At 37.7% G+C, this 23,250-nt stretch carries 25 protein-coding genes; 18 read left to right on the top strand and 7 right to left on the bottom strand.

Annotation, left to right across the window (positions count from 1 at the left end; genetic code table 11):
• Positions 1-10 precede the first annotated feature (10 nt).
• The 7 genes from trpE (at position 11) to GN303_RS04635 (ending at position 6,214) form a co-directional block, all read left to right on the top strand.
• Entirely contained in the window at positions 11-1,522 is a 1,512-nt protein-coding gene (trpE, locus tag GN303_RS04665) for an anthranilate synthase component I (RefSeq protein ID WP_110438023.1), read from the top strand.
• Positions 1,523-1,561: 39 nt separating this feature from the next.
• Positions 1,562-2,164 (top strand): anthranilate synthase component II, encoded by a 603-nt coding sequence (locus GN303_RS04660; protein ID WP_110438022.1) that lies wholly within the window; start codon positions 1,562-1,564, stop codon positions 2,162-2,164.
• A gap of 2 nt (positions 2,165-2,166) precedes the next feature.
• Positions 2,167-3,243 carry an anthranilate phosphoribosyltransferase gene (gene trpD, locus GN303_RS04655; RefSeq protein ID WP_155565479.1) on the top strand — a complete coding sequence of 359 codons (1,077 nt, stop codon included), beginning with the start codon at positions 2,167-2,169 and terminating at the stop codon, positions 3,241-3,243.
• 12 nt (positions 3,244-3,255) lie between these two features.
• The gene (gene trpC / locus GN303_RS04650; protein WP_110438020.1) at positions 3,256-4,113 is read left to right on the top strand and encodes an indole-3-glycerol phosphate synthase TrpC; all 858 of its coding nucleotides are present in this window, start codon (positions 3,256-3,258) and stop codon (positions 4,111-4,113) included.
• 56 nt (positions 4,114-4,169) lie between these two features.
• Positions 4,170-5,105 (top strand): lipoyl synthase, encoded by a 936-nt coding sequence (gene lipA, locus GN303_RS04645; RefSeq protein ID WP_110438019.1) that lies wholly within the window; start codon positions 4,170-4,172, stop codon positions 5,103-5,105.
• Between the two features lie 40 nt (positions 5,106-5,145).
• Positions 5,146-5,580, top strand: a complete 435-nt coding sequence (locus tag GN303_RS04640; protein WP_110438018.1) for a type II toxin-antitoxin system RatA family toxin — start codon at positions 5,146-5,148, stop codon at positions 5,578-5,580.
• 187 nt (positions 5,581-5,767) lie between these two features.
• The gene (locus GN303_RS04635) at positions 5,768-6,214 is read left to right on the top strand and encodes a hypothetical protein (RefSeq protein ID WP_110438017.1); all 447 of its coding nucleotides are present in this window, start codon (positions 5,768-5,770) and stop codon (positions 6,212-6,214) included.
• Positions 6,215-6,281: 67 nt separating this feature from the next.
• On the opposite strand, the gene GN303_RS04630 is transcribed toward GN303_RS04635, so the two are convergent.
• The 3 genes from GN303_RS04630 to GN303_RS04620 are packed head-to-tail and all read right to left on the bottom strand — an operon-like array spanning position 6,282 to position 9,425.
• On the bottom strand, positions 6,282-6,791 hold the full coding sequence (locus tag GN303_RS04630) for a CinA family protein (RefSeq protein WP_110438016.1): 510 nt from the start codon (positions 6,789-6,791) through the stop codon (positions 6,282-6,284).
• A gap of 34 nt (positions 6,792-6,825) precedes the next feature.
• On the bottom strand, positions 6,826-8,799 hold the full coding sequence (locus GN303_RS04625) for a lytic transglycosylase domain-containing protein (RefSeq protein WP_110438015.1): 1,974 nt from the start codon (positions 8,797-8,799) through the stop codon (positions 6,826-6,828).
• Positions 8,800-8,825: 26 nt separating this feature from the next.
• Positions 8,826-9,425 (bottom strand): YjbE family putative metal transport protein, encoded by a 600-nt coding sequence (locus GN303_RS04620; protein ID WP_110438014.1) that lies wholly within the window; start codon positions 9,423-9,425, stop codon positions 8,826-8,828.
• Positions 9,426-9,549: 124 nt separating this feature from the next.
• Between GN303_RS04620 and purB the strand changes: the two genes are divergently transcribed.
• The 9 genes from purB to GN303_RS04575 all read left to right on the top strand — a co-directional run bounded on the left by purB (position 9,550) and on the right by GN303_RS04575 (position 16,428).
• Positions 9,550-10,902, top strand: a complete 1,353-nt coding sequence (gene purB / locus GN303_RS04615; protein ID WP_110438013.1) for an adenylosuccinate lyase — start codon at positions 9,550-9,552, stop codon at positions 10,900-10,902.
• Positions 10,903-11,040: 138 nt separating this feature from the next.
• Positions 11,041-11,811 carry a phosphoribosylaminoimidazolesuccinocarboxamide synthase gene (gene purC / locus GN303_RS04610; RefSeq protein WP_110438012.1) on the top strand — a complete coding sequence of 257 codons (771 nt, stop codon included), beginning with the start codon at positions 11,041-11,043 and terminating at the stop codon, positions 11,809-11,811.
• On the top strand, positions 11,808-12,050 hold the full coding sequence (gene purS, locus GN303_RS04605; RefSeq protein ID WP_110438011.1) for a phosphoribosylformylglycinamidine synthase subunit PurS: 243 nt from the start codon (positions 11,808-11,810) through the stop codon (positions 12,048-12,050). Before purC ends, purS begins: the two co-directional genes overlap by 4 nt.
• Positions 12,047-12,448 (top strand): Rap1a/Tai family immunity protein, encoded by a 402-nt coding sequence (locus tag GN303_RS04600; RefSeq protein WP_110438010.1) that lies wholly within the window; start codon positions 12,047-12,049, stop codon positions 12,446-12,448. The genes purS and GN303_RS04600 overlap by 4 nt, the downstream gene beginning before the upstream one ends.
• Positions 12,448-13,146, top strand: coding sequence for a phosphoribosylformylglycinamidine synthase subunit PurQ (purQ, locus tag GN303_RS04595; protein WP_110438009.1), 699 nt, complete (start codon positions 12,448-12,450; stop codon positions 13,144-13,146). The genes GN303_RS04600 and purQ overlap by 1 nt, the downstream gene beginning before the upstream one ends.
• On the top strand, positions 13,146-15,356 hold the full coding sequence (gene purL, locus GN303_RS04590) for a phosphoribosylformylglycinamidine synthase subunit PurL (protein ID WP_110438008.1): 2,211 nt from the start codon (positions 13,146-13,148) through the stop codon (positions 15,354-15,356). The genes purQ and purL overlap by 1 nt, the downstream gene beginning before the upstream one ends.
• A 2-nt stretch (positions 15,357-15,358) precedes the next feature.
• On the top strand, positions 15,359-15,586 hold the full coding sequence (locus tag GN303_RS04585; RefSeq protein ID WP_110438007.1) for a BolA/IbaG family iron-sulfur metabolism protein: 228 nt from the start codon (positions 15,359-15,361) through the stop codon (positions 15,584-15,586).
• A gap of 24 nt (positions 15,587-15,610) precedes the next feature.
• Positions 15,611-15,940: a Grx4 family monothiol glutaredoxin gene (grxD, locus tag GN303_RS04580; RefSeq protein ID WP_110438006.1), complete on the top strand. Its 330-nt coding sequence runs from the start codon at positions 15,611-15,613 to the stop codon at positions 15,938-15,940.
• A gap of 122 nt (positions 15,941-16,062) precedes the next feature.
• Complete coding sequence (locus GN303_RS04575) at positions 16,063-16,428, top strand: hypothetical protein (RefSeq protein WP_110438005.1); 366 nt, start codon at positions 16,063-16,065, stop codon at positions 16,426-16,428.
• Here the strand turns inward: GN303_RS04575 and GN303_RS04570 are convergent.
• Positions 16,425-16,820, bottom strand: coding sequence for a YraN family protein (locus GN303_RS04570; protein WP_110438004.1), 396 nt, complete (start codon positions 16,818-16,820; stop codon positions 16,425-16,427). The genes GN303_RS04575 and GN303_RS04570 overlap by 4 nt on opposite strands.
• Before the next feature lie 67 nt (positions 16,821-16,887).
• Here GN303_RS04570 and cls point away from each other — a divergent pair, with 67 nt between their 5' ends.
• On the top strand, positions 16,888-18,324 hold the full coding sequence (cls, locus tag GN303_RS04565; protein WP_110438003.1) for a cardiolipin synthase: 1,437 nt from the start codon (positions 16,888-16,890) through the stop codon (positions 18,322-18,324).
• Here cls and GN303_RS04560 read toward each other — a convergent pair.
• Positions 18,319-18,975 carry an endonuclease/exonuclease/phosphatase family protein gene (locus GN303_RS04560; protein ID WP_110438002.1) on the bottom strand — a complete coding sequence of 219 codons (657 nt, stop codon included), beginning with the start codon at positions 18,973-18,975 and terminating at the stop codon, positions 18,319-18,321. The two genes, cls and GN303_RS04560, sit on opposite strands and share 6 nt — an antisense overlap.
• A gap of 275 nt (positions 18,976-19,250) precedes the next feature.
• On the opposite strand from GN303_RS04560, the gene metC reads away from it, so the two are divergent.
• Positions 19,251-20,474, top strand: a complete 1,224-nt coding sequence (metC, locus tag GN303_RS04555; protein ID WP_110438001.1) for a cystathionine beta-lyase — start codon at positions 19,251-19,253, stop codon at positions 20,472-20,474.
• Here the strand turns inward: metC and GN303_RS04550 are convergent.
• Both GN303_RS04550 and serA read right to left on the bottom strand, forming a co-directional pair.
• Complete coding sequence (locus GN303_RS04550) at positions 20,466-21,950, bottom strand: YifB family Mg chelatase-like AAA ATPase (RefSeq protein ID WP_110438000.1); 1,485 nt, start codon at positions 21,948-21,950, stop codon at positions 20,466-20,468. The two genes, metC and GN303_RS04550, sit on opposite strands and share 9 nt — an antisense overlap.
• A gap of 37 nt (positions 21,951-21,987) precedes the next feature.
• The gene (serA, locus tag GN303_RS04545; protein WP_110437999.1) at positions 21,988-23,247 is read right to left on the bottom strand and encodes a phosphoglycerate dehydrogenase; all 1,260 of its coding nucleotides are present in this window, start codon (positions 23,245-23,247) and stop codon (positions 21,988-21,990) included.
• Between the last annotated feature and the right edge of the window lie 3 nt (positions 23,248-23,250).

The following is a 23,250-nucleotide window of genomic DNA, read 5'->3' as shown; positions in this document are numbered from 1 at the left end:
TTAAGATTTCGTGTTGAATGAAGATTTTCAGATTAATCAACAAAAAACAGTAATATATTCAATTAAATCAGCTGATTTACTGACCCCTGTTGCTGCGTTTTTAAGATTATCCGAATTGGTTGGAAAGAATCTGACCAATATTTTTTTGCTGGAAAGCGTGCAAGGAGGAATAAACAAAGCACGTTATTCCATTATCGGTTTATTTCCCGATTTGATATGGAAATCTATAGATGGAATTGCCTATATTAATCGAAATCCATCAGACAATGCGGAAAATTACATTAAGGAAAATAAAAAGCCTCTGGAATCTCTGCGTGCATTGATTTCTGAAAGCCAATTAGAAATTGATATGGATATTCCACCCATGGTTGGTGGGATCTTTGGATATTTGGGATATGATATGGTCAGACAGATGGAAGATCTGCCCAATCCTCCGGTCAATGATCTTCATTTGCCTGAAGGAATCATGATCAGACCTTCTGTTTTTGCAATTTTTGATGCTGTTAAGGACGAACTGATTTTGGCGGCACCTCTAAGGGATACGTCAGACAAAACAGAATTTCAGGCAAAAAAAAACTTGCAAAAAATTCAAGAAGCATTGGCTGAGCCTTTTCCTTTAGAACAAAAAACTTCGAATATCAATCCATTAACATTACCAAAACCGCAATCAACATTAACCAAAGATCAGTTTAGGGATATTGTTCAAAATATCAAAAAATATATTTATGATGGTGATGTCTTTCAGGTTGTCCCCAGTCAACGCTTTTCTGTTCCTTTTGCTTTATCACCAGTATCATTATATCGTGCGTTAAGACGAATCAATCCGGCACCTTTCTTGTTTTGTCTTCAACTTGAAAATTTTGCCCTGGTTGGCTCGTCACCTGAGATTCTTGTCAGGTTGAGAGGTGGAAAAGTAACGGTTCGCCCCTTGGCGGGTACTCGTCCAAGAGGTAAAAGTTATGAAGAAGACCTCAAGTTAGAAAAAGAATTGTTGGCTGATAAAAAAGAATTGGCCGAACATCTTATGCTGATTGATTTGGGTCGGAATGATGTTGGGCGTGTCAGTGAAATTGGAAGTGTAAAAGTAACAGAAAAATTTGTTATTGAACGATTTAGCCATGTAATGCATATTTCATCAAATGTTGAAGGGAAATTGCGTAAAGGGCTAACCGCTCTGGATGCTTTGATTGCCGGTTTTCCAGCTGGAACATTGACGGGAGCACCCAAAATAAGAGCGATGGAAATTCTTGATGAGGTAGAACCAACACGCAGAACAACCTATGCCGGATGTATTGGCTATTTTGGAGCGGATGGAAGTATGGATACCTGTATAGGATTGCGAACAGCTCTCATTAAGGATCAGCACATGTATGTTCAAGCAGGGTGTGGGGTGGTTGCTGACAGCGATCCGGAAGCGGAATACCAAGAGACAAAACATAAGGCAAAAGCATTATTTCGTGCTGCTGAAGAGGCTTGGCGTTATACGTTTACCAACAAGAATTTTTCTAAAAAAGCAAATTAGTCATATGCTTTAATCAAGTTTTTGGAATTCGAAGAAATCATGATTTTACTTATCGATAATTATGACAGTTTTACATATAATCTTGTCCAATATCTTGGTGATTTGGGATGTGACTGTCAGGTTTACAGAAATGATTCAATCTCTGTAAGTGAAGCCATATCATTAAAACCCGAGGCAATTGTTATCTCACCTGGCCCTTGTACACCTTCTGATGCAGGGATATGTTGTGAGTTGATTAAAAGTGCCGCATCAAGAATCCCCATTTTGGGTGTTTGTCTTGGACATCAGGCTATTGGGCAGGCATTTGGAGCCAAAATTATCAAGACAAATCCAATGCATGGAAAAATTTCAAAAATCAAACATGATGGAAGGGGAATATTTAAGAATTTGCACAATCCCCTAAAGGTAACTCGTTATCATTCTTTAATTATTGAAACGGAAAGTCTCCCTGATGATTTTAATTTAACGGCATTCACCGACGATTATATTTTAATGGCTTTGCAACATAAAAGATTTCCTTTATATGGAGTGCAATTTCATCCAGAAAGCATTGCTTCTGAACAAGGTCATGATTTATTGAAAAACTTCCTTTTTTTATCAAATGAATGGAATGAAAAAAAGTCATTGAAAAACAGGATTTAACTTTGTCTTTTACACATATTTTACAACAAGCCTTACAAGGACAAAAGTTTTCTACGGAAAAGTCCTATGAAATTTTCGAGCATATATTTTCTGGTAATGTTCCAAACGCTCAAATAGCGGCTTTTTTAATAATATTACGAATGCGGGGTGAAACGGTTGAAGAGCTTTTAGGGGCTGTTCAATCAATGCGTCAACGCATGCTGTCCATAAAACTGATTGATGATGAAACAATTGATGTATGTGGAACAGGCGGAGATGGACGCAGCACTTTGAATATTTCTACTGCTGTCAGTTTTGTTCTGGCCGCTCTTGGAATACCGGTTGCCAAACATGGAAATCGGGCACAGTCATCCAAAAGTGGTGGTGTTGATGTACTATCTGCTCTGGGTATTATGCCAGAGGATGATTTTGAAGTTATTGAAAATAATTTGCGTGATAATAAATTGGCTTTTTTATCGGCCTTTATTCATCATCCGGCTCTTAAAGAAATTAATATCGTACGTAAAGAACTTGGAATTCGGACTATATTTAATTTACTGGGTCCTTTATCTAATCCGGCAAATGTTTCATATCAAATGATTGGGGTATATCATGAAAAATGGTTGTATCCTTTAATCAAGGTCTTGCAAAAACTGGGTTCAAAACGGGTATGGGCTGTTCATGGATTTATTGATCCCAATAAATCCGAACACGGTGTTGATGAAATTACGTTGGCAGGACCATCAACGATACTGGCCCTGGAAAATAACAGGATTGTACCGGTTGATTTAACATTGTCCACTATGGAAGCGGCCGGTCTGAGACATACCCCTCTTACAGAGATACAGGGTGGAACACCATCCGAAAATGCGAAGGCATTGCTGGATCTTCTTTATGGTGAAAAAGGTGCCTATCGTGACACAGTCTTGATAAATACCGCTATTGCGCTACATATTGTAAAAGGTTATTCTTTGATAAATTCACATGGTGAAATTGATCCTTGTATCTTGAAGAGACTTATAAACCAAGCGTCTGAAGCGATCGATAGCGGTAAGGCTTTATCAGTTCTTCGGGCCATACAAAATGAAAACCATTTTTAATTAGACAATATCATGAATGACGAAGAAAAATCCAATTCCGTATTGAATGCCATTTTGCAATCTGAAAATCATCCTTCTGATGTATTGGAGCGAATTTGTGCAAGAACAAGAGCTGAGGTTGCAAAAAGGGCTGAAATAAAATCCTTCAAGGATATTATTCGAGAAGCAAAAAATAAAAATACGCCTACTCGCGGTTTTGCTAAAATAATAAAAGACCAGGTGGCAAAAAAACAGATTGGATTAATTGCTGAATGTAAAAAAGCGTCTCCATCTGCAGGAATTATTCGTCCTGACTATGATCCGGCGATGATCGCGGTTCAATATGAAAATGCAGGAGCTTGTTGTTTATCCGTTTTGACAGAAAATGCATATTTTCATGGAAATAATGAGGATCTAAAAATTGCAAGAGATGCTTGTTCCCTTCCTGTTCTACGTAAAGATTTTATTCTTGAATCTTATCAAGTTTACGAAAGTCGCGTGATTGAAGCAGATTGTATCTTATTGATCATGGCCGCACTAAAAGATAAGGAAGCTGCCGCCTTACTGGAATTAGCTACATGTTTGGAGCTGGATGTGCTTGTAGAAGTACATGACAGGGAAGAATTGAACAGGGCGCTGGCATTGGATGTTTCTCTTATTGGCATCAATAATAGAAATTTGAAAACCCTGAAAACGGATATATCCATAACTCAACATCTTGCTCCATTGGTTCCTCCTGACCGTATTATTGTTTCAGAAAGTGGATTAAAAACGTTTGAGGATATTCAGGCTGTCCAGAAAGTTGGAGCTGGTGCAGTATTGGTGGGTGAAAGCCTATTATCACAAAAAAATGCAGGGGCAGCGGCCAGAAATCTATTAGGAATTAAATAAAATTGTTTTATGTTGTTTTGCGTATCTGTTTTTTACAATCGGGAATATGATATAAAATGACTGTAAAACGTATTGTAGTTCGTCATCAGACAGTTTTATCTGGTGAGAATATTGCGAAACTTCCTAAACCGGCGTGGATTAAAACAAGGATTAAACACAGTTCCAGTTTTAATGAAACGGATACCTTGCTTCAGAATTATAAACTAAATACCGTTTGTGCAGAGGCTGCTTGTCCAAATATTGGTGAATGCTGGTCAGAGGGTCACGCAACAGTAATGATTTTGGGAAGCATTTGCACAAGAGCATGTAAGTTCTGTAATGTTGCAACGGGAAAACCTGATCCAATTGATCATGATGAACCATCAAAAATTGCTGATATGGTTCAAAAATTAAAGTTGCGTCATGTTGTAATTACTTCTGTTGATCGTGATGATTTAAAAGATGGTGGGGCCTCCCATTTTGCAAATGTTATCAAGGCTATAAGAAATATTTCTTCAACTGTTACAATTGAGGTGCTGACACCTGATTTTCTTAGAAAAGATGGGGCGATGGCTGTTATCAGCGCAGCCAAACCCGATGTTTTCAACCATAATATGGAAACAGTTCCACGTTTATATCCATCCATTCGTCCAGGCGCCCGTTATTTTCAATCAATGAGAATTTTGCATGAGGCAAAAATACTGAATCCGTCCATATTCACAAAATCGGGGTTAATGCTTGGTCTGGGAGAAACAAAGGAAGAAATCATTCAGGTTATGGATGATTTAAGATGTGCTGAGGTAGATTTTTTAACGTTGGGTCAATATTTACAACCGTCTTACAAACATGCACCTGTTGTGGAATATGTTCATCCTGATGAATTTAAAGAATTGGAAAAATTGGCTAAATCAAAAGGTTTCTTGATGGTAAGCGCTTCTCCTTTAACACGTTCATCCTATCATGCCGATGCAGATTTTACGGTGTTGAAACGTAAACGGTATGCATTGCATTAAACTGTTGTGTATATAATAAAATATTCTGGAGTGATGATTGATGCCTACGCATACCGAACAACGTTTAATTAACCATACACCCGAACAAATGTTTGATCTGGTTGCCGCGGTTGATTTATACCCAGAATTTTTGCCTTGGTGTAACGGAGCGTATATTCGATATAAGGATAGTGAACTTTTACTCGCTGATTTAAAAGTCGGTTTTGGACCTTTTACCGAGGTTTTTGGTAGTCGTGTTGAGTTATATCGTCCTGATAAGATTGAAGTGACCTATGATCGGGGTCCCTTGAAATATTTAAGTAATCATTGGGTTTTCCTACCCGATGAAAAAGGATGCACAATTGATTTTTTTGTCGATTTCGAGTTCAAGTCAAAGCTAATGCAAAAAGCTATGGGGTTGATCTTTCATGAAGCGGTCCAAAAAATGGTTTCCGCTTTTATCAAGCGCGCCGATGATATCTATGCAACAGCATAATAATTTTTTATTATGGATGCCAGTTTAAGCCCATTATGAGGGATTATTTACTTTCCTGATTGTAGCTATTTAAACGATAATAAAGTATAATGAAACTGTGACTAATAACACAAATAAACATGAACTGATTTTTATTAATTAAAAATAAAAATTAAAATGTTGATTATATATATTAAAGGATAGAATCATGAATTCTACATTTAAATTATCTCTAATGGCTGCTGCTTTTGCCTTTGCTTTACCTGCAACTACAATGGCGGCAACGCATGGTCATCGTGCTTCTCATGTTGCCAATCATAAAGTAAGACATGGTAAGTCTCATAAATCGAGACATCATCATTCTGCCTATAATCAAGATAAAGACAGCCAAAATCAAGCCACGCGTGATTTGAATGCCCGTAGCTTGCAGACTGCACAATCAGTAAATCGTGATCCAAACACTGGTGTACTTGCTCCACAAAGTCCAGCGGGTCAACAACCCTCAACACCTGTTCTGGGACAACCTCCTATGCAGTCCTCTCCCTCTGTAAATGGACCAATTAACGCTTCGGCACCTCCTACAATGGGGGCACCTGTTGGACCCGCGAATGCGCAGGGTGCAGTCAATCCAAATAATATGCCTCCTGCGAATTAATTTTATATAAAATTGGTTTGTCAGCAGATCTTTTTAAAATGATCTGCTGATATAAGAAATAAAAAATCTATACCCAAGTAAAATGTTTTTTAATTAATACCAAAGCGTTTATGGTGGCCTGTAATCGAATTTCATTTCGATTACCGTAAAAATTGTTTTTTTTCACAACAGGCTGATGACCTGATTGTTTAAACGCTATCCAGACCAATCCTATAGGTTTACTAAAAGAACCACCATCTGGTCCCGCAATACCCGTTACTGAAACAGCACAATTGGCATTGGGTGTTTTTTTTAGTGCCCCCTGTACCATTTCTTTGGCAACTTGTTCGCTGACTGCACCAAATTGGTTTAGGCTGTTTTCTGAAACGTCCAGAATATTTTTTTTCATTTCATTGGAGTATGTGATCAGTCCACCCTCAATATAGTGCGAAGAACCCGCTAAATTGGTGAGACTAGAACAAATCAGGCCAGCTGTACAACTTTCAGCTGTGACAATTTTTAAAGGAAATTTTTGTGATAGCAAAGCGATATCCTGACAAAGCTTATCACATTTATTTTTCAATAATGTCATATTCATAAACAAATTCCCTTCATTGATAAACTAAGAGGCTCTATTTATTTATATTGGTTTGGTAAATCATTAGATTTTCCATTACATGCTGAACATAATTTCTTGTTTCGGTATATGGAATCATTTCAATCCAATCTATCATATCAGTATAAGTTTGTACTGAATTATTTTCTGATGAATTTAACCAGTTTTTCACACGGTTGGGTCCAGCGTTATAACTCGCGATTGTGAAAATGAGATTATTATCAAATCTTTCCATCAGTTTTGCTAGATAGGCGGTACCCAAACGAATATTGTTATCAGCAACAATAAGATTGCTAGGGTTACCCATATTGAGGGGTATTTTTTTCTGATGACACAATTCACGGGCGGTTGAGGGAAGAAGCTGCATAAGACCATATGCATGGGCACGACTAACAATAACTGGATTAAAGCTACTTTCTTGGCGCATAATTGCCAAGGATAAACCCGAAGGCAATCCTTCGTTTGCAAGTGATTCATAAGGTCTTGGCCATCCATTTTTCAAAAATATATAACCCTTTGCTGCAGCTTGACGAGATATGGTTACAGCATTGTCCGGTAAATGTATCTGATTGGCATAATTTGCATTAATGATCTGATTTGCAATATCAAAATGTAATTTGTTATAGGCTGCTAAAAAAGGACGGGCATGATTATAATCACCCTGTTCAACCAAAATTTGAGCCGCTTGTATTAACTCATTTTTTATAAAAAAAATATATTGAGAATTGGAAGAGGAAGCTTCCTTGATATTGGTAAGATATGTTTGAAGAATTTTTTGTAGGGAATTTGGATTTAATAGTAAATTCTGAACATTCAAATGGTGTAGTTGAGCAATGGAAAGCTGTCCATAAAATGTAACCGGATATTTAGAAGCCGCCCTCCATGCCTGATTTGCCTCATCGTTATTATTATTTGCTTGATAGGCACGTCCAAGCCAATAATATCCACGAGACTTAATTGATATGTTATTGGATTGAATTAATTTTTTAAAATAATCTATTGATTTTAAAGCATTATTCAGTTTTCTTAATTGTATCCACCCCCCCAAGAATATTTCATCTTGTTGACATGAGGATGGATTGCAACTGGCATCCGTAATTAATGAAGCCGCCTGTTTAATATTATTATTTTTCAAAAAATCACGAATAAGATTGTTTCGCTCTAACCAAAAACGTTTTTGGTTTGATTTCAATTCTTCATTTAATCCTGTAAACCGCCAATATTTCAAGGCTTCTTCTTGGCGATTCTGTAAACGTAACCATCTTAGGCGATTGTATATTAGACTTGTATCATTTAAATCGGATTTTGAAAGTTTACTTAGATAATTTTCCGCATCTTGTTGTTTTTTTCTAAACGCAAGACGTGCCAAAGCCAAATTGCTTTGTTCGGAGGTAAGATACTTAACCTGACGGGACGCTGCAAGTGTTAAACCCGCGTTTTCCAGCCTATCAAATCGGTTCCAATTGTCTTGTTTGGTGAAATATTGTTTATAAGCAGATAAAATATCTTGTTCATCAGCAGGTAAATTGATGGAGAATATCCATGCTGATCGAGCTTTTTGAATTAATTCAGGTTTCACATCAGTTTGTTGTGCACAAAATTTAAGAGCAGATGCCTTTTTTATGGGTTGGGTTTTACAAATGTTTGAAACGGCATTTTTATCTGTCTCATTCAAAAGTTGCTTTTGCATAAGGTCTAAGAGAACATTTTGATTGGGCCATGTCGGATTGTTGGTTATGAAATCAGCATAGGTTGTTGCTGAAAAGTCATTTGTCTGAAGTAATTGTAAGTATAGATTGAGCTTATCGTTTATTTTGAGATTTTTGCCGGTTTCGTGAGATAAAGAAACGGCCAGTTTTTGTGAAGGAGAGACATGACTGGATCTTGTTTGCACTGAATGACTCTGGCTGCAGCCAATAGATGATAAGGATATAAAAGTTAAAATTGAAATGAAAGGTATTTTATTTTTGTTATTAATCAAAAAACTCATTAAAATTATCCTTATAAGTCTAAAATTTAACCCAATAGATTGTATAGCTGCACACCACCTTTATAGATAAGTTCGATAGCAACACTTAAAATAACCAATGCACCGATCCATGCAAGCCATTTATAACGGTTCAATAATTTTGCGATATAGGAAGCTGCCATTCCCATCAAAGTAACGGACAGGAAAATTCCTCCCGCCATTAACCATAAATTGTTTCCTGCAGCACCTGCAACACCTAAAACATTATCGAGACTCATTGAAATATCTGCAATAATTATACTTCTTATGGATTTTTTTAAAGTATTATGAATCGGTGGGGTGATATTGTGTTTATCATGATTGGAATTTCTTATTCCATCAACTATTTCCCAGCAGACCCATAAAAGAAGAAAACCACCGATCAAATTCAGTCCGGGGATCTTTAGGAGATACTGTACAACAAGAGCAAACATTATCCGGATAATTGCGGCCGCTCCCAATCCCCAGAATATTGCTTTCTTTTTCTGGTTTTCGGGCAATCCATTCACAGCCAGACCGATTGCGATGGCATTATCTGCTGCAAGCGTTATATCAAGCAGGATTATCCGAATAAGACCGATAAAAATGGAAAGGATATAATCAAGCATCGGGAATTAATTACTTTCATGATGATTTAACTTAATTTTATTCAAAATAAGGCTGGACGAATTATATAAAATCTATGATATAAACTTTTTTTAAGCTATCGGAAAGAAGAAAGGAAACCAGAGAATGATTCCACGTTATAGCCGTCCTGAAATGACTTCTATATGGGATGCTGAGAATCGTTATCGTATTTGGTTTGAAATTGAAGCTTTGGCTTGTGAAGCAATGTCGAATTATGGGTATATCCCGGCGGATTCAGCAAAAAAAATTCGACAGAATGGGGATCACGCAATGGCCACATTCAATAAAGAGGATGTCCAGGCTATTGATGCAATCGAAGTCAAGGTTCGTCATGATGTTATCGCTTTTTTAACATGGTTGGCAGGAAAAATAGGGGAGGATAGTCGTTTTGTTCACTTGGGAATGACATCTTCTGATGTGTTGGATACATGTCTCTCTGTTCAGTTGACACAAGCTGCTGACCTTTTGATAAAAGATCTTGACCGAGTTCTTGAAGCTTTAAAGAAGCAGGCTTATGACCATAAATATACCATGACCATTGGTCGAAGTCATGGGATACATGCCGAACCACTAACCTTTGGTTTGAAATTGGCTGGATATTATGCGGAGTTTAAACGGAACAAGGAACGTTTGACCGTTGCCCGTAAGGAAATTGCCATTTGCGCCATATCTGGTGCAGTTGGTACCTATGCGCATATTGATCCACGGATCGAGGCTTATGTCGCCGAACATTTGGGACTGCAAAAGGAACTCGTATCAACACAGGTTATTCCTCGAGATCGGCATGCTGCCTTTTTTTCAACCTTGGCTATTATTGCAAGTTCTATTGAACGTCTAGCAATCGAGATAAGACATTTGCAACGCTCTGAAGTGCGTGAGGCGGAAGAATATTTCCATCCTGATCAAAAAGGGTCTTCCGCAATGCCTCATAAACGCAATCCCGTTTTATCAGAAAATTTAACAGGATTGGCAAGAATTGTAAGATCACATGTTATACCAGCACTTGAAAATGTAGCATTGTGGCATGAAAGAGATATCAGTCATTCTTCAGTGGAAAGAATGATTTGTCCTGATGGAACCGTAACTCTTGATTTTGCCTTGAATAGATTGGCAGGAGTTATGGAAAAACTTGTTGTTTATCCTGACCAAATGAAGGCAAATCTTGAAAGTCTTGGAGGTGTTGTTCATTCTGGTGAGGTATTGCTGGTATTGGCCAAGGCAGGTTTATCACGAGAGGCGGCCTATCGTATCGTTCAACGGTGTGCCATGGCTACCTGGACAAAATTGAATACAGCAGATGGAAAAACATTCAGGGAAAATCTGGAAAATGATCCGGAAATCATGGGGAAAATCAGTCCTGAGGTTCTGGATAAAGCCATGGATGGCAGTATGCATACAAAAAATCTTGATTATATTTATGCGAATGTTTTTGGTGAAACCGGGCCTGTACCAGAATAAACATTCTTGAATAAAAGAGCTTGTAAATCCAGTAATTCTCGCAATATTATAGATTTAAGTTCATATAATATTTGCTTGCATTTTCAAGTACTTATTATTTCAATTTATTTTAATCACATTGTAAAATTAAGGGACATAATGACCCGTCGGCGAAAAATTTATGAAGGTAAGGCAAAAATTCTTTACGAAGGACCTGAACCTGGAACAATTGTTCAATATTTTAAAGATGATGCAACGGCTGGTAACGGTGCAAAAAAGGGTACAATCACGGGGAAGGGTGTATTGAATAATCGCATAAGCGAATATTTGATGTTGCAGCTTGCTGAAATTAATATACCTACCCATTTTATCCGTCGTTTGAATATGCGGGAACAACTGGTAAAATCTGTTGAGATCATTCCTTTGGAAATTGTGGTCAGAAATGTTGCGGCGGGTAGTATTGTCAAACGTCTGGGATTGGATGAGGGGAAAAAACTTCCCCGTCCCATTGTCGAATATTATTTGAAAAATGATGAACTGAATGACCCACTGGTTCTGGAAGATCATATTACAACATTCAATTGGGCGACCTTGCAGGAAATGGATGAAATCGTAAGTTATACTTTACGTATCAATGATTTTCTCAGAGGATTGTTCGCGGGTATCGGAATCAAGCTGATCGATTTCAAGCTTGAATATGGACGTTTATGGAAAGATGATGAATTTCATATCGTTTTGGCAGATGAAATCTCACCTGATAATTGTCGTTTTTGGGATATGGCAAGTGGTGAAAAACTTGACAAGGATCGCTTCCGTCGTGATCTTGGTAAAGTGGAAGAAGCCTATCAGGAAATCGCCAAGCGATTGAAAATTATTCCTGAAAAAAATTTTGAGGTTATAGAAAGTAGCAATCCGGAGCATATGGAATGAAATTACGTTTGATTATTCAGTTGAAACAGGGTGTGCTCGATCCACAAGGTAAGGCGATTAACCATGCATTGCATAATCTGTCTTTTAATGAAGTAAAAGATGTACGCGTTGGACGTGTAGTTGATCTTGAATTATCTGAAATGTCAGTAAGTGAAGCCAAAAAAAAGGCAATAGAAATGGCTCAAAATTTATTGGCCAATAATGTTATCGAAGATTTTGAAGTCGAGGTTTTATCATGAGTATAGGTAAGAAAATATTATTTACTGTATCCGGTATCGCTTTGTTAATGGCTTGCGCAAATACAACAGTGCAGGCGCAAAGAGTGAGTAAAGTTAAAGCTGCCGATTTTCTGCAATTATGTCAAAAATCACAGACGGTTAGGGCATGTAATATTTATATTAGCGGTATTGCTGATTCTGTTGCATTTTCAAAAGTCTATGCCAAAAATGAAGGCGATCCCAAGGCACCGGCCGGTTTTTGCATTGATCCTTCCGTATCTGGCAATGAAATGCGTCAAAAAGTTATTGATTATATGAAGGCACATCCAGATCAATTGAACCAGCCAGCAGGAGCGACTGTCTTTAGTGCTTTGCATGAATCTTATCCATGTAAAAACGCATCTGTTGGGGTAAGATAATGAAAATAGGTATCGTTGTTTTTCCAGGTACCAATCGTGAGCGAGATGTTGTGATTGCCTTTGAACAGGTAACGGGTGTAACTCCCGTTATCGTTTGGCATCGTGAAACAACTTTACCTTCTTTGGATATGATCGTTTTGCCTGGTGGATTTAGTTATGGGGATTATTTGCGTTGTGGTGCAATGGCGGCGCATTCACCAATAATGAAAGAAATCTGTGATTTTGCGAATAAAGGGGGATATATTCTTGGAATTTGTAATGGTTTTCAGATTTTGACAGAGGCCAAATTACTTCCCGGTGCTTTGCTACCGAATGCAAGCCTAAGATTTTTATCTCGTGATTGTCATTTAAAGATTGAACGAAATGATACCGCTTTTACATGCGGGTGGAATAAAGGTGATGTTTTCAAGACAGCAACTGCGCATGGAGATGGAAATTATTTTTGTGATTCAGAAACATTAAGACAGCTTGAAGCAGAGGGACAGATTGCCTTCAGATATAGCTCAGCAAATGGAATTGTAAATCCGGAAGATAGACAGTTAAACCCAAATGGCAGTATTAATGCCATAGCTGGTATTGTAAGTTTGAATGGAAGAATCTGTGGAATGATGCCTCACCCTGAAGATATGGTGAATCCCTTAATGGGAAGTGAAGATGGGAAACCTTTATTCCAGGGTATTATGGAGACCTTGGCTTGATGAGTAAGATACAAAAATTGGTTGTAAATGAAGCTTTGGCAAAACAGTTCGGTTTATCTGCTGATGAATATCAGAAAGTCTTGTCTATCATGGGGCGTACACCCAGCCTGACCGAATTGGGTATTTTTTCGGTCATGTGGTCAGAACATTGCTCTTATAAATCTTCCCGTGCATGGTTAAGAAATCTTCCGACAGAAGCTCCATGGGTTATTCACGGTCCAGGTGAGAATGCTGGTGTTGTCGATATTGGCGAGGGTTTGGCGGCGGTTTTTAAAATGGAAAGCCATAATCATCCCTCTTTTATTGAACCTTATCAAGGTGCGGCAACAGGTGTTGGTGGTATCTTGCGTGATGTGTTTACCATGGGTGCACGACCGATTGCCAACCTGAACGCTTTACGATTTGGTAGCCCCGATAATCCCCAGACTCGTCATATTGTGGATGGAGTGATTCGTGGTATTGGAGGATATGGAAATTGTGTGGGTGTTCCTACGGTCGGTGGAGAAGTCAATTTTCATGAAAGTTATAACGGCAATCCGCTTGTCAATGCAATGGCGGTTGGAATTGCAAGAAAAGACCGTATATTTTTATCAGCTGCAGCTGGAGTAGGTAACCCTGTAATTTATGTTGGTTCCAAAACGGGTCGTGATGGCATTCATGGGGCAACAATGGCTTCTGCGGAATTTGATGAGGATTCAGCATCAAGGCGGCCTACCGTCCAGGTTGGAGATCCATTTGTTGAAAAATTGCTGATTGAGGCCTGTCTAGAATTAATGGCAACGGATGCCATTGTTGCCATCCAAGATATGGGTGCTGCTGGTCTGACCTCATCGGCTGTGGAAATGGCCGGAAAGGGTGGTGTCGGTATTGAGCTGGATTTGGATCACGTTCCGCAACGTGAAGACCAGATGACAGCATATGAAATGATGCTTTCCGAAAGTCAGGAAAGAATGCTTATGGTCTTGCGTGCAGATCGAACGGAGATTGCCAAGCAAATTTTCGAAAAATGGGAGTTGGATTTTGCCATTATTGGACATCTGACGGATACGGGACGTATTGTTATCAAACATCATAATCAGACAGAAGCTGATATTCCCCTTGCATCCCTGGCTGATGAGGCACCACTTTATAAACGACCATCCTCCAATTATCCTGCACCACAACCTATCGCGTCTTTAAATATTACTATCGATATTGAAAAATCCGTCATAAAGTTGCTGGGTTGTGCCGATTTGGCATCCCGTTCCTGGATATGGGATCAATATGACAGCACGATTGGTGGTCAGACAGTCTATCGTCCAGGGCAAGGTGATGCAGCGGTGGTAAAGGTTGATGGTCATCATTTAGGTCTTGCGTTAACAACAGACTGTACACCCCGTTACTGTCAAGCCGATGCTTATCAGGGTGGAGCGCAGGCTGTTGCCGAAGCATGGCGCAACATTACCGCAGTAGGTGCCAAACCACTGGCAATAACCGATAATTTAAATTTTGGTAATCCGGAAAAACCTGAAATAATGGGACAAATTATTGCTGCTATTGAAGGTATGAAAGATGCCTGTAACGCACTAGATTTTCCTGTTGTCAGTGGAAATGTTTCACTTTACAATGAAACACGTAATGCACAAAATGAAAATGTATCGGTATTGCCTACACCTGCCATTGGTGGTTTAGGTGTTATTGAAGATGTTTCAAAATCATTGGGTATCGCTTTACAGAAAAATTACAAACTTGTTCTAATCGGTAAGACGGAAGGTCATTTGGGTCAAACGCTATGGCTCAGGGAAATTATGGGACAAGAGGCAGGTTACCCACCACCTGTTGATTTAAATATCGAACGTCTCAATGGTGATTTTGTTCGCACCATTATTAACCAGGGACTAGTTTCAGCTTGTCATGATGTATCTGATGGTGGTCTTCTTATTTCAATTGCTGAAATGGCAATGGCAGGAAATACCGGTTGCACGCTTGATGTTCCTGAAAGTGGTATGCGACCAGAAGCCTATTGGTTTGGTGAAGATCAGGGACGTTATATTGTCATGACTTCTGATGCCGATTTAATTATATCAAAAGCAAAAGAACAGGGTGTTGCCGCAAGATTAATAGGGTATACTGGTGGGGATAGCCTTGTCATGCCATCAGGTGCCATGATTACAATTGCAAGAATGAAAGCTGCGTCCAAGTCCTTCTTTGAAAATTTAATGAAAGTTTAAAGATGAATATTTCAGAAATTAAAGATCGCTTAGTCGAAGTATTTCCTGATGCTATTATTGATGTTGGTGCATTGAAAAATGATGGAAGACATTTCTATTGCAAGATCAGCGCTAAAGAATTTGATGGATTAAGCAAAGTTCAGCAACATCAGCTTGTCTATAAGGCATTGGAAAATTATATGGATAAAGATTTACATGCCTTGGCTTTACAAACGTCTGTATTAAAATAATTTAATCAAGGAATTATACAATAAATGAGTAATCCGTTATTTCAACAAATCCAAAAAGAAATCGATAACAATCCTGTTGTTCTTTTCATGAAGGGTACAGCAGACTTTCCAAGTTGCGGTTTTTCTGCAAAAGTGGTTCATATTCTTTCTGATATGGGCGTTTCTTTCAAGGATGTAAATATTCTTGAAGATGACGAATTAAGGCAGGGATTAAAGGAGTTTTCCAGTTGGCCAACGTTTCCTCAGCTTTATGTCAAGGGAAAGCTTGTCGGTGGTTGTGATATTGTTCGCGAGATGTATGCCACTGGCGAATTGAAAACCCTTTTTCAGGATGAAAATATTATCAGCAAGTAAATAGTAGAATTTTTACAACGCAAGAATAAAAATTCTATTTTATTTCTTTTTATTCTTGCTAAATTGTCCTTTAATGTGTTTCTTGATATCTAGGTTGGTATTTGGTTTAAGGGTCTGGGATAATGATAAAAAATGTAAAAAAAACTTTTTATTGGGTTTTAGGGGTTACAATATTAGGATGTTCAACGCCTTCTTTTGTTAAGGCACAACATATTGTTACGGAATCGGAAGCAGGTAAGTTAACCCTTGCATCCCTTACGGCTGCACCTATAGTACATCATTACCGTCCTGTCAAACGTACCGTGAGAAAATCAAGACATCCAATGCTAAGGAATGTTGCCTATCACACGAGTTCAAAAAAAAGTTATTCATCATTGGTTCATAAAATTTCCTATAGACAAAGAAATCTAGGAAAAATGAGGGTAAGAAATGTTTTATATAATGTTTCATCCCATAAAAAATCTAAAGCTCGTCGTCATCGCAGCTAATAAGCGGTAATATTTTCAAGATGTTCAATTCGATTTTGAGAATCTAGTATAATGTAATCAAATTGAACATTGTTGATATTATTCATGTTATATGTTTCAAGATAACAATTCGCGGAATTAATCAATCTTTGTTTCTGTCTATTGGTAAGAGCGAAAAGAGCTTTGCGCAAGGTTTTTCTTTTCTTGACTTCCACAAACAATATATAGTCAGCACGTTGTGCAATTAAATCAATTTCTCCAAATGGACAGCGGTATCTTTGATTCAATATGTTCCAGTCAAGTTTTTTTAAATAGCTCGCTACTTTTTCTTCAGCAAATAATCCAGCAGAATAATTTTTATTGGTGAAAGAATAAGAATTAAAATCGTTTTGACGATTACTAAATTTGATCATAATTAAAGCATAACATAATTAAAATAGAATAAAAATATATGTTGTTAATTATTTGGAATGGAATTTTATGACTGCCTTTTATACTTATCTGTTTTTTATTGATGTCAAGCAAGATTGGGTAATGGCGGTTCTAAGATTATTTTTATTAATAGTGGTTACATATCATGTTTTGAAACATGTGAGAGATACCAAAGCCGCGATAGGATGGATCGGATTCTCGTGGATAATGCCCATTACGGGTTTTATTCTGTATTTTATGTTTGGTATAAATCGTGTTACCCGAAAGGCACAAAAATTGGCCACACACAGGCCTTGGCATCATAAATTTACCAAAAGCAATTTTAATTATACAGTTCAAGGTCATTTTTATCCATTGGCTAAAGTTGTAGAAAGCTTTACACAAAGGGCATTATTAAAGGGAAATAATATTGATATATATCATAATGGGGATGGGGCCTATCCCGTTATGCTGGAATCAATAAATTCTGCAAAAAGTTGCGTTTTCTTATCCTCTTATATTCTTAAAAGCGATGATATTGGCAGGAAATTTGCCGATGCAATAATCAGGGCACATGAAAGGGGCGCTGTTGTCCGTGTACTTGTCGATGGAATAGGTAGCGGTTATTTCTATTGTCCCATTGCCAAATATTTAAAAGCTCATGGCGTTCGTATAGACAGGTTTATGCATACATTTCTTCCCTGGAAAATGGCGTTTATAAACCTAAGAACTCATAAGAAGATTTTGGTGGTAGATGGAAAGATTGGGTTTATAGGAGGTTTAAATATCGCTGCTGTAAATGTGTTATCAAAATGCCCTAAAAATCCGGTTTCAGACACTCATTTTAGGGTAAAAGGCGCCATTGTTCATGAATTAACCGAAGCTTTTTTGCAGGACTGGTTTTTTATTACATCGGAAAAGCTGGATGATAAAAAATTTTTTCCTGAAGTGAAAGAGGAAGGAGATATGGTATGTCGCATTATAACCGCTGGTCCTGATTCAGATATGGAAAAAATCAAATATACAATGATGCAGGCAATAAGTTTGGCGCGTAAATCAATAAGGATTATGACCCCTTACTTTTTGCCAGATGACCGTTTTCTATCATTGTTATGTATGGCTGCCATTCGAGGGGTGGAAATTGATATAATTACCCCTGAACAAAGCAATCAGTTTTTGGTTGATTGGGCCAGAAACATAAACAATAAATTACCCTTACGTTATGGATGTAAAATCTGGTTGGCCAAACCTCCTTTCAATCATTCCAAACTTATGGTTATTGACCGTTTATGGTCCTTTGTAGGTAGTTCAAATATTGACATGCGCAGTTTAAGATTGAATTTTGAAATCAATATGGAAGTTTATCATGAAAAATTTTCAGAAAAAATTGACGATTTCATTATATTGCATAAAAACAAGCTATTAAAATTAAAAGAGCTTGAAAAAAGATTCTTTTTGGTAAAATTAAGAGATGCTACCACTCGATTGCTGCTTCCATATTTATAAGACTGGACGTAGTATTACCATTATTGGATGATGATCGGATGTAAATCTGGATAAAACCTGACTTGCAATACACTCCATACCTTTGATCAGGCAACGATCGAGACGAATTGGCACAAGATTGGCCATTTTATGTGTTGGTTCATTGGGCCCAACATCTCTGAATCCATGTAATAATGCGGGACCAATCTGGTTAAAGTCACCTAAAACTGCAGCGTGATCAGGTAGAATACCGGCAAGAGCCTGTAATTGTTTACGGTTCAATATCTGACCATGGGATAGGTGGACATTAGCTATCCAGAAATTTCCATAATCGATCAATTGGGCAACACGTTTGATTAACGTGCCTCGGGGTAAATCGCAAATCGTGGGTGGCGAAAAAAATGGGTAAGGACTCCAGCAAGCAACACCATGAATTCTGCCAGGTAATGGAAAACGACTGTAATAACCACCAACAAGATCGGGTAAAATATTAATTTCCTCTGTTGCTTCCTGCATTAACAATAAATCAGGTTTGTGATTATTGATCAAATAAGCAACGTCATATGGAGATGCTCCAATTTTTCTTAACAAATTCCAGCTGATAATTTTCATTTGAGAAAATATTTTAGGAATGTTAGGAATTTTGTAATGTGGCGTAATTGAAAGGGTCATGAATTGATATTCTTGGATAGTTATCTGATAATATAATTAATATTACTACCTATTTTTGATCCAACAAATTTAAGAATTAATCTTTGTTTTTCAATATATAAGAATTTTAGTAACATTTTTGGGATAATTAATTATCGATAACAATTACGAATTAGTAAATATTATAAAGTATGAGTTTCAATTATTGCTAACAGGATTTAAATATAAAAATAGGACAAATCTTTATAAGATGATTTTTCAGTAAGTAAAAGATTTTTTATCAAAAAGGTTAAACCATGTCTCATATATCATCTGAAGAATTGGCCGTTTCCTATGGATGGAAAATTTTGTCAACATTTTTGGTCCAAATAGGTAGACAGACATACTCATTACCCGAGAAAGGTGTGTTTGTAAATGATCCGCTCGCACGGGGATCGACAGTTATATATCCTTCAGTTGAGGCAATGCGTCGTTCGGAAAAAGGTAAGTATGAACATGAAACCCTTTATGGAGCAATGGGTTCACCAAATCAGCATCAGCTTGAGCAAGTTATTGCCCAAATTGAAGGAGGATCACATTGTCAAGTAGTATCATCGGGTTTGGCAGCTTGTACTATACCTCTATTAGGTTTTTTATCGTCAGGTGATCATTGTTTGATAATTGACAGTATCTATGGGCCAACCAAACGGTTTGCAGAGACTGTTTTGAAAAAATTTGGAGTTGAAATCAGCTACTACCCCGCTGATTGTAATCTTGGTGAAATTGAAACCTATATTCAAAACAATACGAAATTAATATTTACGGAAAGTCCAGGTAGTCATAGTTTTGAAATTCAGAATATTGCTGGTACGGCTGAAATAGCCCATAGATATGGAGCTAAACTAATATTAGACAATACATGGGGAATAGGTATATTTAAGCCTTTCGAGCATGGAGTGGATATATCTGTTCAGGCATTAACAAAATATGCCAATGGTCATTCAGATTTAGTACTTGGTGCCATTACAGTTAAATGTGATGATGACTGGCATATTTTAAGGGATTATGCTGTCGCCATGGGAGAGGTGGCAGCGCCAGATGTATGCTGGTTAACATTGCGTGGGTTGAGAACTATGGCAGCGCGACTCGAAAAACAATCAGTGACCGGATTAAAAATTGCACACTGGTGCAGTCGGCAACCTTATGTTGAACGGGTTCTTCATCCTGCATTGCCAAGTTGTTATGGGCATGAATTTTGGAAACGAGATTTTACAGGTGCAAGCAGTGTATTTGGAGTGGTTTTCAAAAAAAATATTATTTTGCAAAAAGTTATTGAAATGATTAATCATCTTAAAATTTTTTCAATTGGTGCTTCTTGGGGGGGATATGAAAGTCTGGTTTTACTCACTGATGGAGAGATAAGAAGGAAATATAAAAGCAGAACTTTAACTGGTTCGGCTTGTAGGTTTCATATCGGTTTAGAAAATGAAAATGATTTGATTGAAGATTTAAAACAAGCTTTTGATAAAACGTTAAAGTAGATTACGTTTTCGATAGGACAACGCTTCAGTAATACTGGAAATATCAATTTCATCCTTTTCTGAAAGATCTGCGATTGTAAGAGCCACCCTCAATAATCTTGTGATGCCTCGGGCTGAAAGGCGTAATTGCATTGAAGCTTTTTCTACTATTTCCGTCACCGAGGCAGATAATGATATTTGATTATTATTTAATTCACAATTTAAATTGTTCTGTCTTTCAAATTGTTTTTCTCTGGCTTTTTTTACACGTTTTGCAACTTTTACACTTTTTTCACCATTCGGTATAGAAACGATATCGCGTGGTGGTATCGGTTCAATATAGGTAACAATATCGATACGATCCAATAATGGACCAGAAATCTTACGAGTATATTCTTCACCACAGCGGGGGACACGATGACACTCACGTTCTGTATCGCCCATATATCCACATCGACAGGGATTCATTGCGGCAATTAATTGAAATTTCGCAGGGAAAGTTATATGATTCATCGCTCTGGCAATAGATATTTTACCATTTTCAAGCGGTTGTCTTAATGCTTCAAGACTGTTCTTCGTAAATTCAGGAAATTCATCCAAAAATAATATTCCATGATGAGCCAAGCTTATTTCACCCGGTTTCACTTTTATTCCTCCTCCAGTTAATGAAACTTGACTGGCAGAATGATGCGGGTTTCGAAAGGGAGGTTGTCTGATAGGGACAGAACCGTTTAATAATCCCGCAGCACTATAAATACGAGTAACCTCTAAAGATTGTTGTGCGGTTAAATCAGGTAAAATGCTGGGCAATCTTGTTGCAAGCATGGATTTGCCAGATCCTGGCGGCCCAATCATCAACATTGAATGCCCACCTGAAGCGGCAATTTCCAGGGCACGTTTTGCACTTTCCATACCTTTGATATCAAACAAATCATAATCATGGGAGGTATTTGGAGCCTGTAACATTTTAGGAGGCGTTAAAATCTGTTTTCCCAAAAAATGTTGGATGATTGAAAGCAGATCGGGAGCAGCAAGTATATCTATATCTCCACCCAATAGGGCTTCGCTTCCTTGTATGGCTGGACAAATCAAACCTTTTTCTTGAGAAACAGCTCCAATAGTTGCTGAAATTACATTGTTGACAGCACTAACTTTTCCATCAAGTGATAATTCGCCAACAGCTGCATAATTCAATAACATTTCTTCAGGAATAATATCCAAAGCGACCAACAGTCCCAATGCAATAGGCAAATCATAATGAGTGCCCTCTTTAATAATATCGGCTGGAGAAAGATTTATCAAAATCCGTTTCGGTGGTAAGGCTATGCCCATTGAGATAAGGGCGGCCTTAACCCGTTCACGGGATTCAGTCACGGCCTTATCAGCCAGACCAACAATTGTAAATGCGGGTAAGCCTCGAGAAATTTGAACCTGAATTTCCACAGAAATAGGATCAATACCAGAAAAGGCAAAAGTTGATATTCTGGTTATTGCCATTATAGAATATGGATCCTGACTTTAAAATTTTAATTAATTACAACTCATTTGGACGATAAAGGATTCGAGCTCTGATCGTTCCCTCGAGATTGCGTAAGGCTCGCAAAATTTCAATATCAATTTCCTTATCCCCATCGGTTGTTGCCTCAATGACAACATAACCCACTTCACCATCCGTCTGTAAATATTGAGCGGAAATATTGGCGTTGACCTTGGTAAATATGTTGTTAATTTTTTGCATGATGCCAGGAATGTTTTGATGAACATGCATATATCGTGTGCCCTTTAAACGGATTGGCAACTGAACCTCTGGAAAATTTACGGCACTTAGGGTTGAACCGACATCTGAATATTCAATAAACTTATTTCCTACTTCCCGACCAATTCGTTCTTGCGCCTCGATTGTGGATCCACCGATATGAGGTGTTAGGATAACATTATCCAATTCGCGTAATGGTGAATTGAATTCCTCACCTTTAACTTTGGGTTCTACAGGAAATACATCAATTGCCGCACCTAAAAGATGATTGGATTTCAATGCTTGTACAAGGGCATCAATATCAACAACCTGTCCTCTAGCGTTATTGATAAGAAATGAACCGGGTTTCATCAAGGCTATCTCTTTTTCGCCTATCAGATTGATAGTGCCTTTATTATGAGGCACATGCAGGCTAACAATGTCACTTATCTGTAAAAGATCTTTCAATGATTGAACAGGACGCGCATTTCCATGACTTAACTTATCAATTATGTCATAATATATAACCTGTAATCCAAAAGATTCGGCTAAAATTGATAATTGTGATCCGATGGATCCATATCCCACAATTCCTAAAGTTTTGCCTCTTACTTCCCAGCTATTTATACTGCTTTTGTCCCAGAGTCCTTTATGACATTCGGATGAACGAACAAAAATGCGCCTTAACAGCATGACGATTTCACCCATTACTAATTCCGCCACCGAACGGGTATTGCTGAAGGGGGCATTAAAAACAGGAATACCCAGATTGCGTGCAGCATTAAGATCAACTTGATTTGTGCCGATACAAAAACATCCAATAGCAATCAGTTTATCGGCTTCATCCAAGATTTCTTTGGTTAATTGTGTACGGGAGCGAATACCGATTAAATGTACACCTTTGATCGCTTTTTTTAAAGCATCACCCTCCAAGGCTGTCTTAAGATAGGTAATGTTGTTATACCCATTCTTTTTTAATAAATCGACGGCACTTTGATGAACACCTTCTAATAAAAGAATATGAATTTTGTCTTTGGGTAATGATAGATGTGAATTCATTAA

This window comes from Commensalibacter melissae (assembly GCF_009734185.1).
In the GTDB taxonomy this organism is placed as follows: domain Bacteria; phylum Pseudomonadota; class Alphaproteobacteria; order Acetobacterales; family Acetobacteraceae; genus Commensalibacter; species Commensalibacter melissae.
The sequence above is the reverse complement of the archived record's forward strand: the minus strand, read 5'-3'. Positions and strand labels throughout refer to the sequence as shown.

What these genes read in the sequence shown, in the direction of transcription:
- trpC (WP_110438020.1), top strand. Translation starts at nt 3,256, where the DNA reads ATGAATGACGAAGAAAAATCCAATTCCGTATTGAATGCCATTTTGCAA.
- GN303_RS04570 (WP_110438004.1), bottom strand. Translation starts at nt 16,820, where the DNA reads ATGATCAAATTTAGTAATCGTCAAAACGATTTTAATTCTTATTCTTTC.
- lipA (WP_110438019.1), top strand. Translation starts at nt 4,170, where the DNA reads ATGACTGTAAAACGTATTGTAGTTCGTCATCAGACAGTTTTATCTGGT.
- GN303_RS04660 (WP_110438022.1), top strand. Translation starts at nt 1,562, where the DNA reads ATGATTTTACTTATCGATAATTATGACAGTTTTACATATAATCTTGTC.
- metC (WP_110438001.1), top strand. Translation starts at nt 19,251, where the DNA reads ATGTCTCATATATCATCTGAAGAATTGGCCGTTTCCTATGGATGGAAA.
- GN303_RS04620 (WP_110438014.1), bottom strand. Translation starts at nt 9,425, where the DNA reads ATGCTTGATTATATCCTTTCCATTTTTATCGGTCTTATTCGGATAATC.
- purS (WP_110438011.1), top strand. Translation starts at nt 11,808, where the DNA reads ATGAAATTACGTTTGATTATTCAGTTGAAACAGGGTGTGCTCGATCCA.
- GN303_RS04640 (WP_110438018.1), top strand. Translation starts at nt 5,146, where the DNA reads ATGCCTACGCATACCGAACAACGTTTAATTAACCATACACCCGAACAA.
- GN303_RS04630 (WP_110438016.1), bottom strand. Translation starts at nt 6,791, where the DNA reads ATGAATATGACATTATTGAAAAATAAATGTGATAAGCTTTGTCAGGAT.
- purL (WP_110438008.1), top strand. Translation starts at nt 13,146, where the DNA reads ATGAGTAAGATACAAAAATTGGTTGTAAATGAAGCTTTGGCAAAACAG.
- GN303_RS04560 (WP_110438002.1), bottom strand. Translation starts at nt 18,975, where the DNA reads ATGACCCTTTCAATTACGCCACATTACAAAATTCCTAACATTCCTAAA.
- cls (WP_110438003.1), top strand. Translation starts at nt 16,888, where the DNA reads ATGACTGCCTTTTATACTTATCTGTTTTTTATTGATGTCAAGCAAGAT.
- purC (WP_110438012.1), top strand. Translation starts at nt 11,041, where the DNA reads ATGACCCGTCGGCGAAAAATTTATGAAGGTAAGGCAAAAATTCTTTAC.
- GN303_RS04600 (WP_110438010.1), top strand. Translation starts at nt 12,047, where the DNA reads ATGAGTATAGGTAAGAAAATATTATTTACTGTATCCGGTATCGCTTTG.
- grxD (WP_110438006.1), top strand. Translation starts at nt 15,611, where the DNA reads ATGAGTAATCCGTTATTTCAACAAATCCAAAAAGAAATCGATAACAAT.
- GN303_RS04625 (WP_110438015.1), bottom strand. Translation starts at nt 8,799, where the DNA reads ATGAGTTTTTTGATTAATAACAAAAATAAAATACCTTTCATTTCAATT.
- serA (WP_110437999.1), bottom strand. Translation starts at nt 23,247, where the DNA reads ATGAATTCACATCTATCATTACCCAAAGACAAAATTCATATTCTTTTA.
- GN303_RS04550 (WP_110438000.1), bottom strand. Translation starts at nt 21,950, where the DNA reads ATGGCAATAACCAGAATATCAACTTTTGCCTTTTCTGGTATTGATCCT.
- GN303_RS04575 (WP_110438005.1), top strand. Translation starts at nt 16,063, where the DNA reads ATGATAAAAAATGTAAAAAAAACTTTTTATTGGGTTTTAGGGGTTACA.
- purB (WP_110438013.1), top strand. Translation starts at nt 9,550, where the DNA reads ATGATTCCACGTTATAGCCGTCCTGAAATGACTTCTATATGGGATGCT.
- GN303_RS04635 (WP_110438017.1), top strand. Translation starts at nt 5,768, where the DNA reads ATGAATTCTACATTTAAATTATCTCTAATGGCTGCTGCTTTTGCCTTT.
- GN303_RS04585 (WP_110438007.1), top strand. Translation starts at nt 15,359, where the DNA reads ATGAATATTTCAGAAATTAAAGATCGCTTAGTCGAAGTATTTCCTGAT.
- purQ (WP_110438009.1), top strand. Translation starts at nt 12,448, where the DNA reads ATGAAAATAGGTATCGTTGTTTTTCCAGGTACCAATCGTGAGCGAGAT.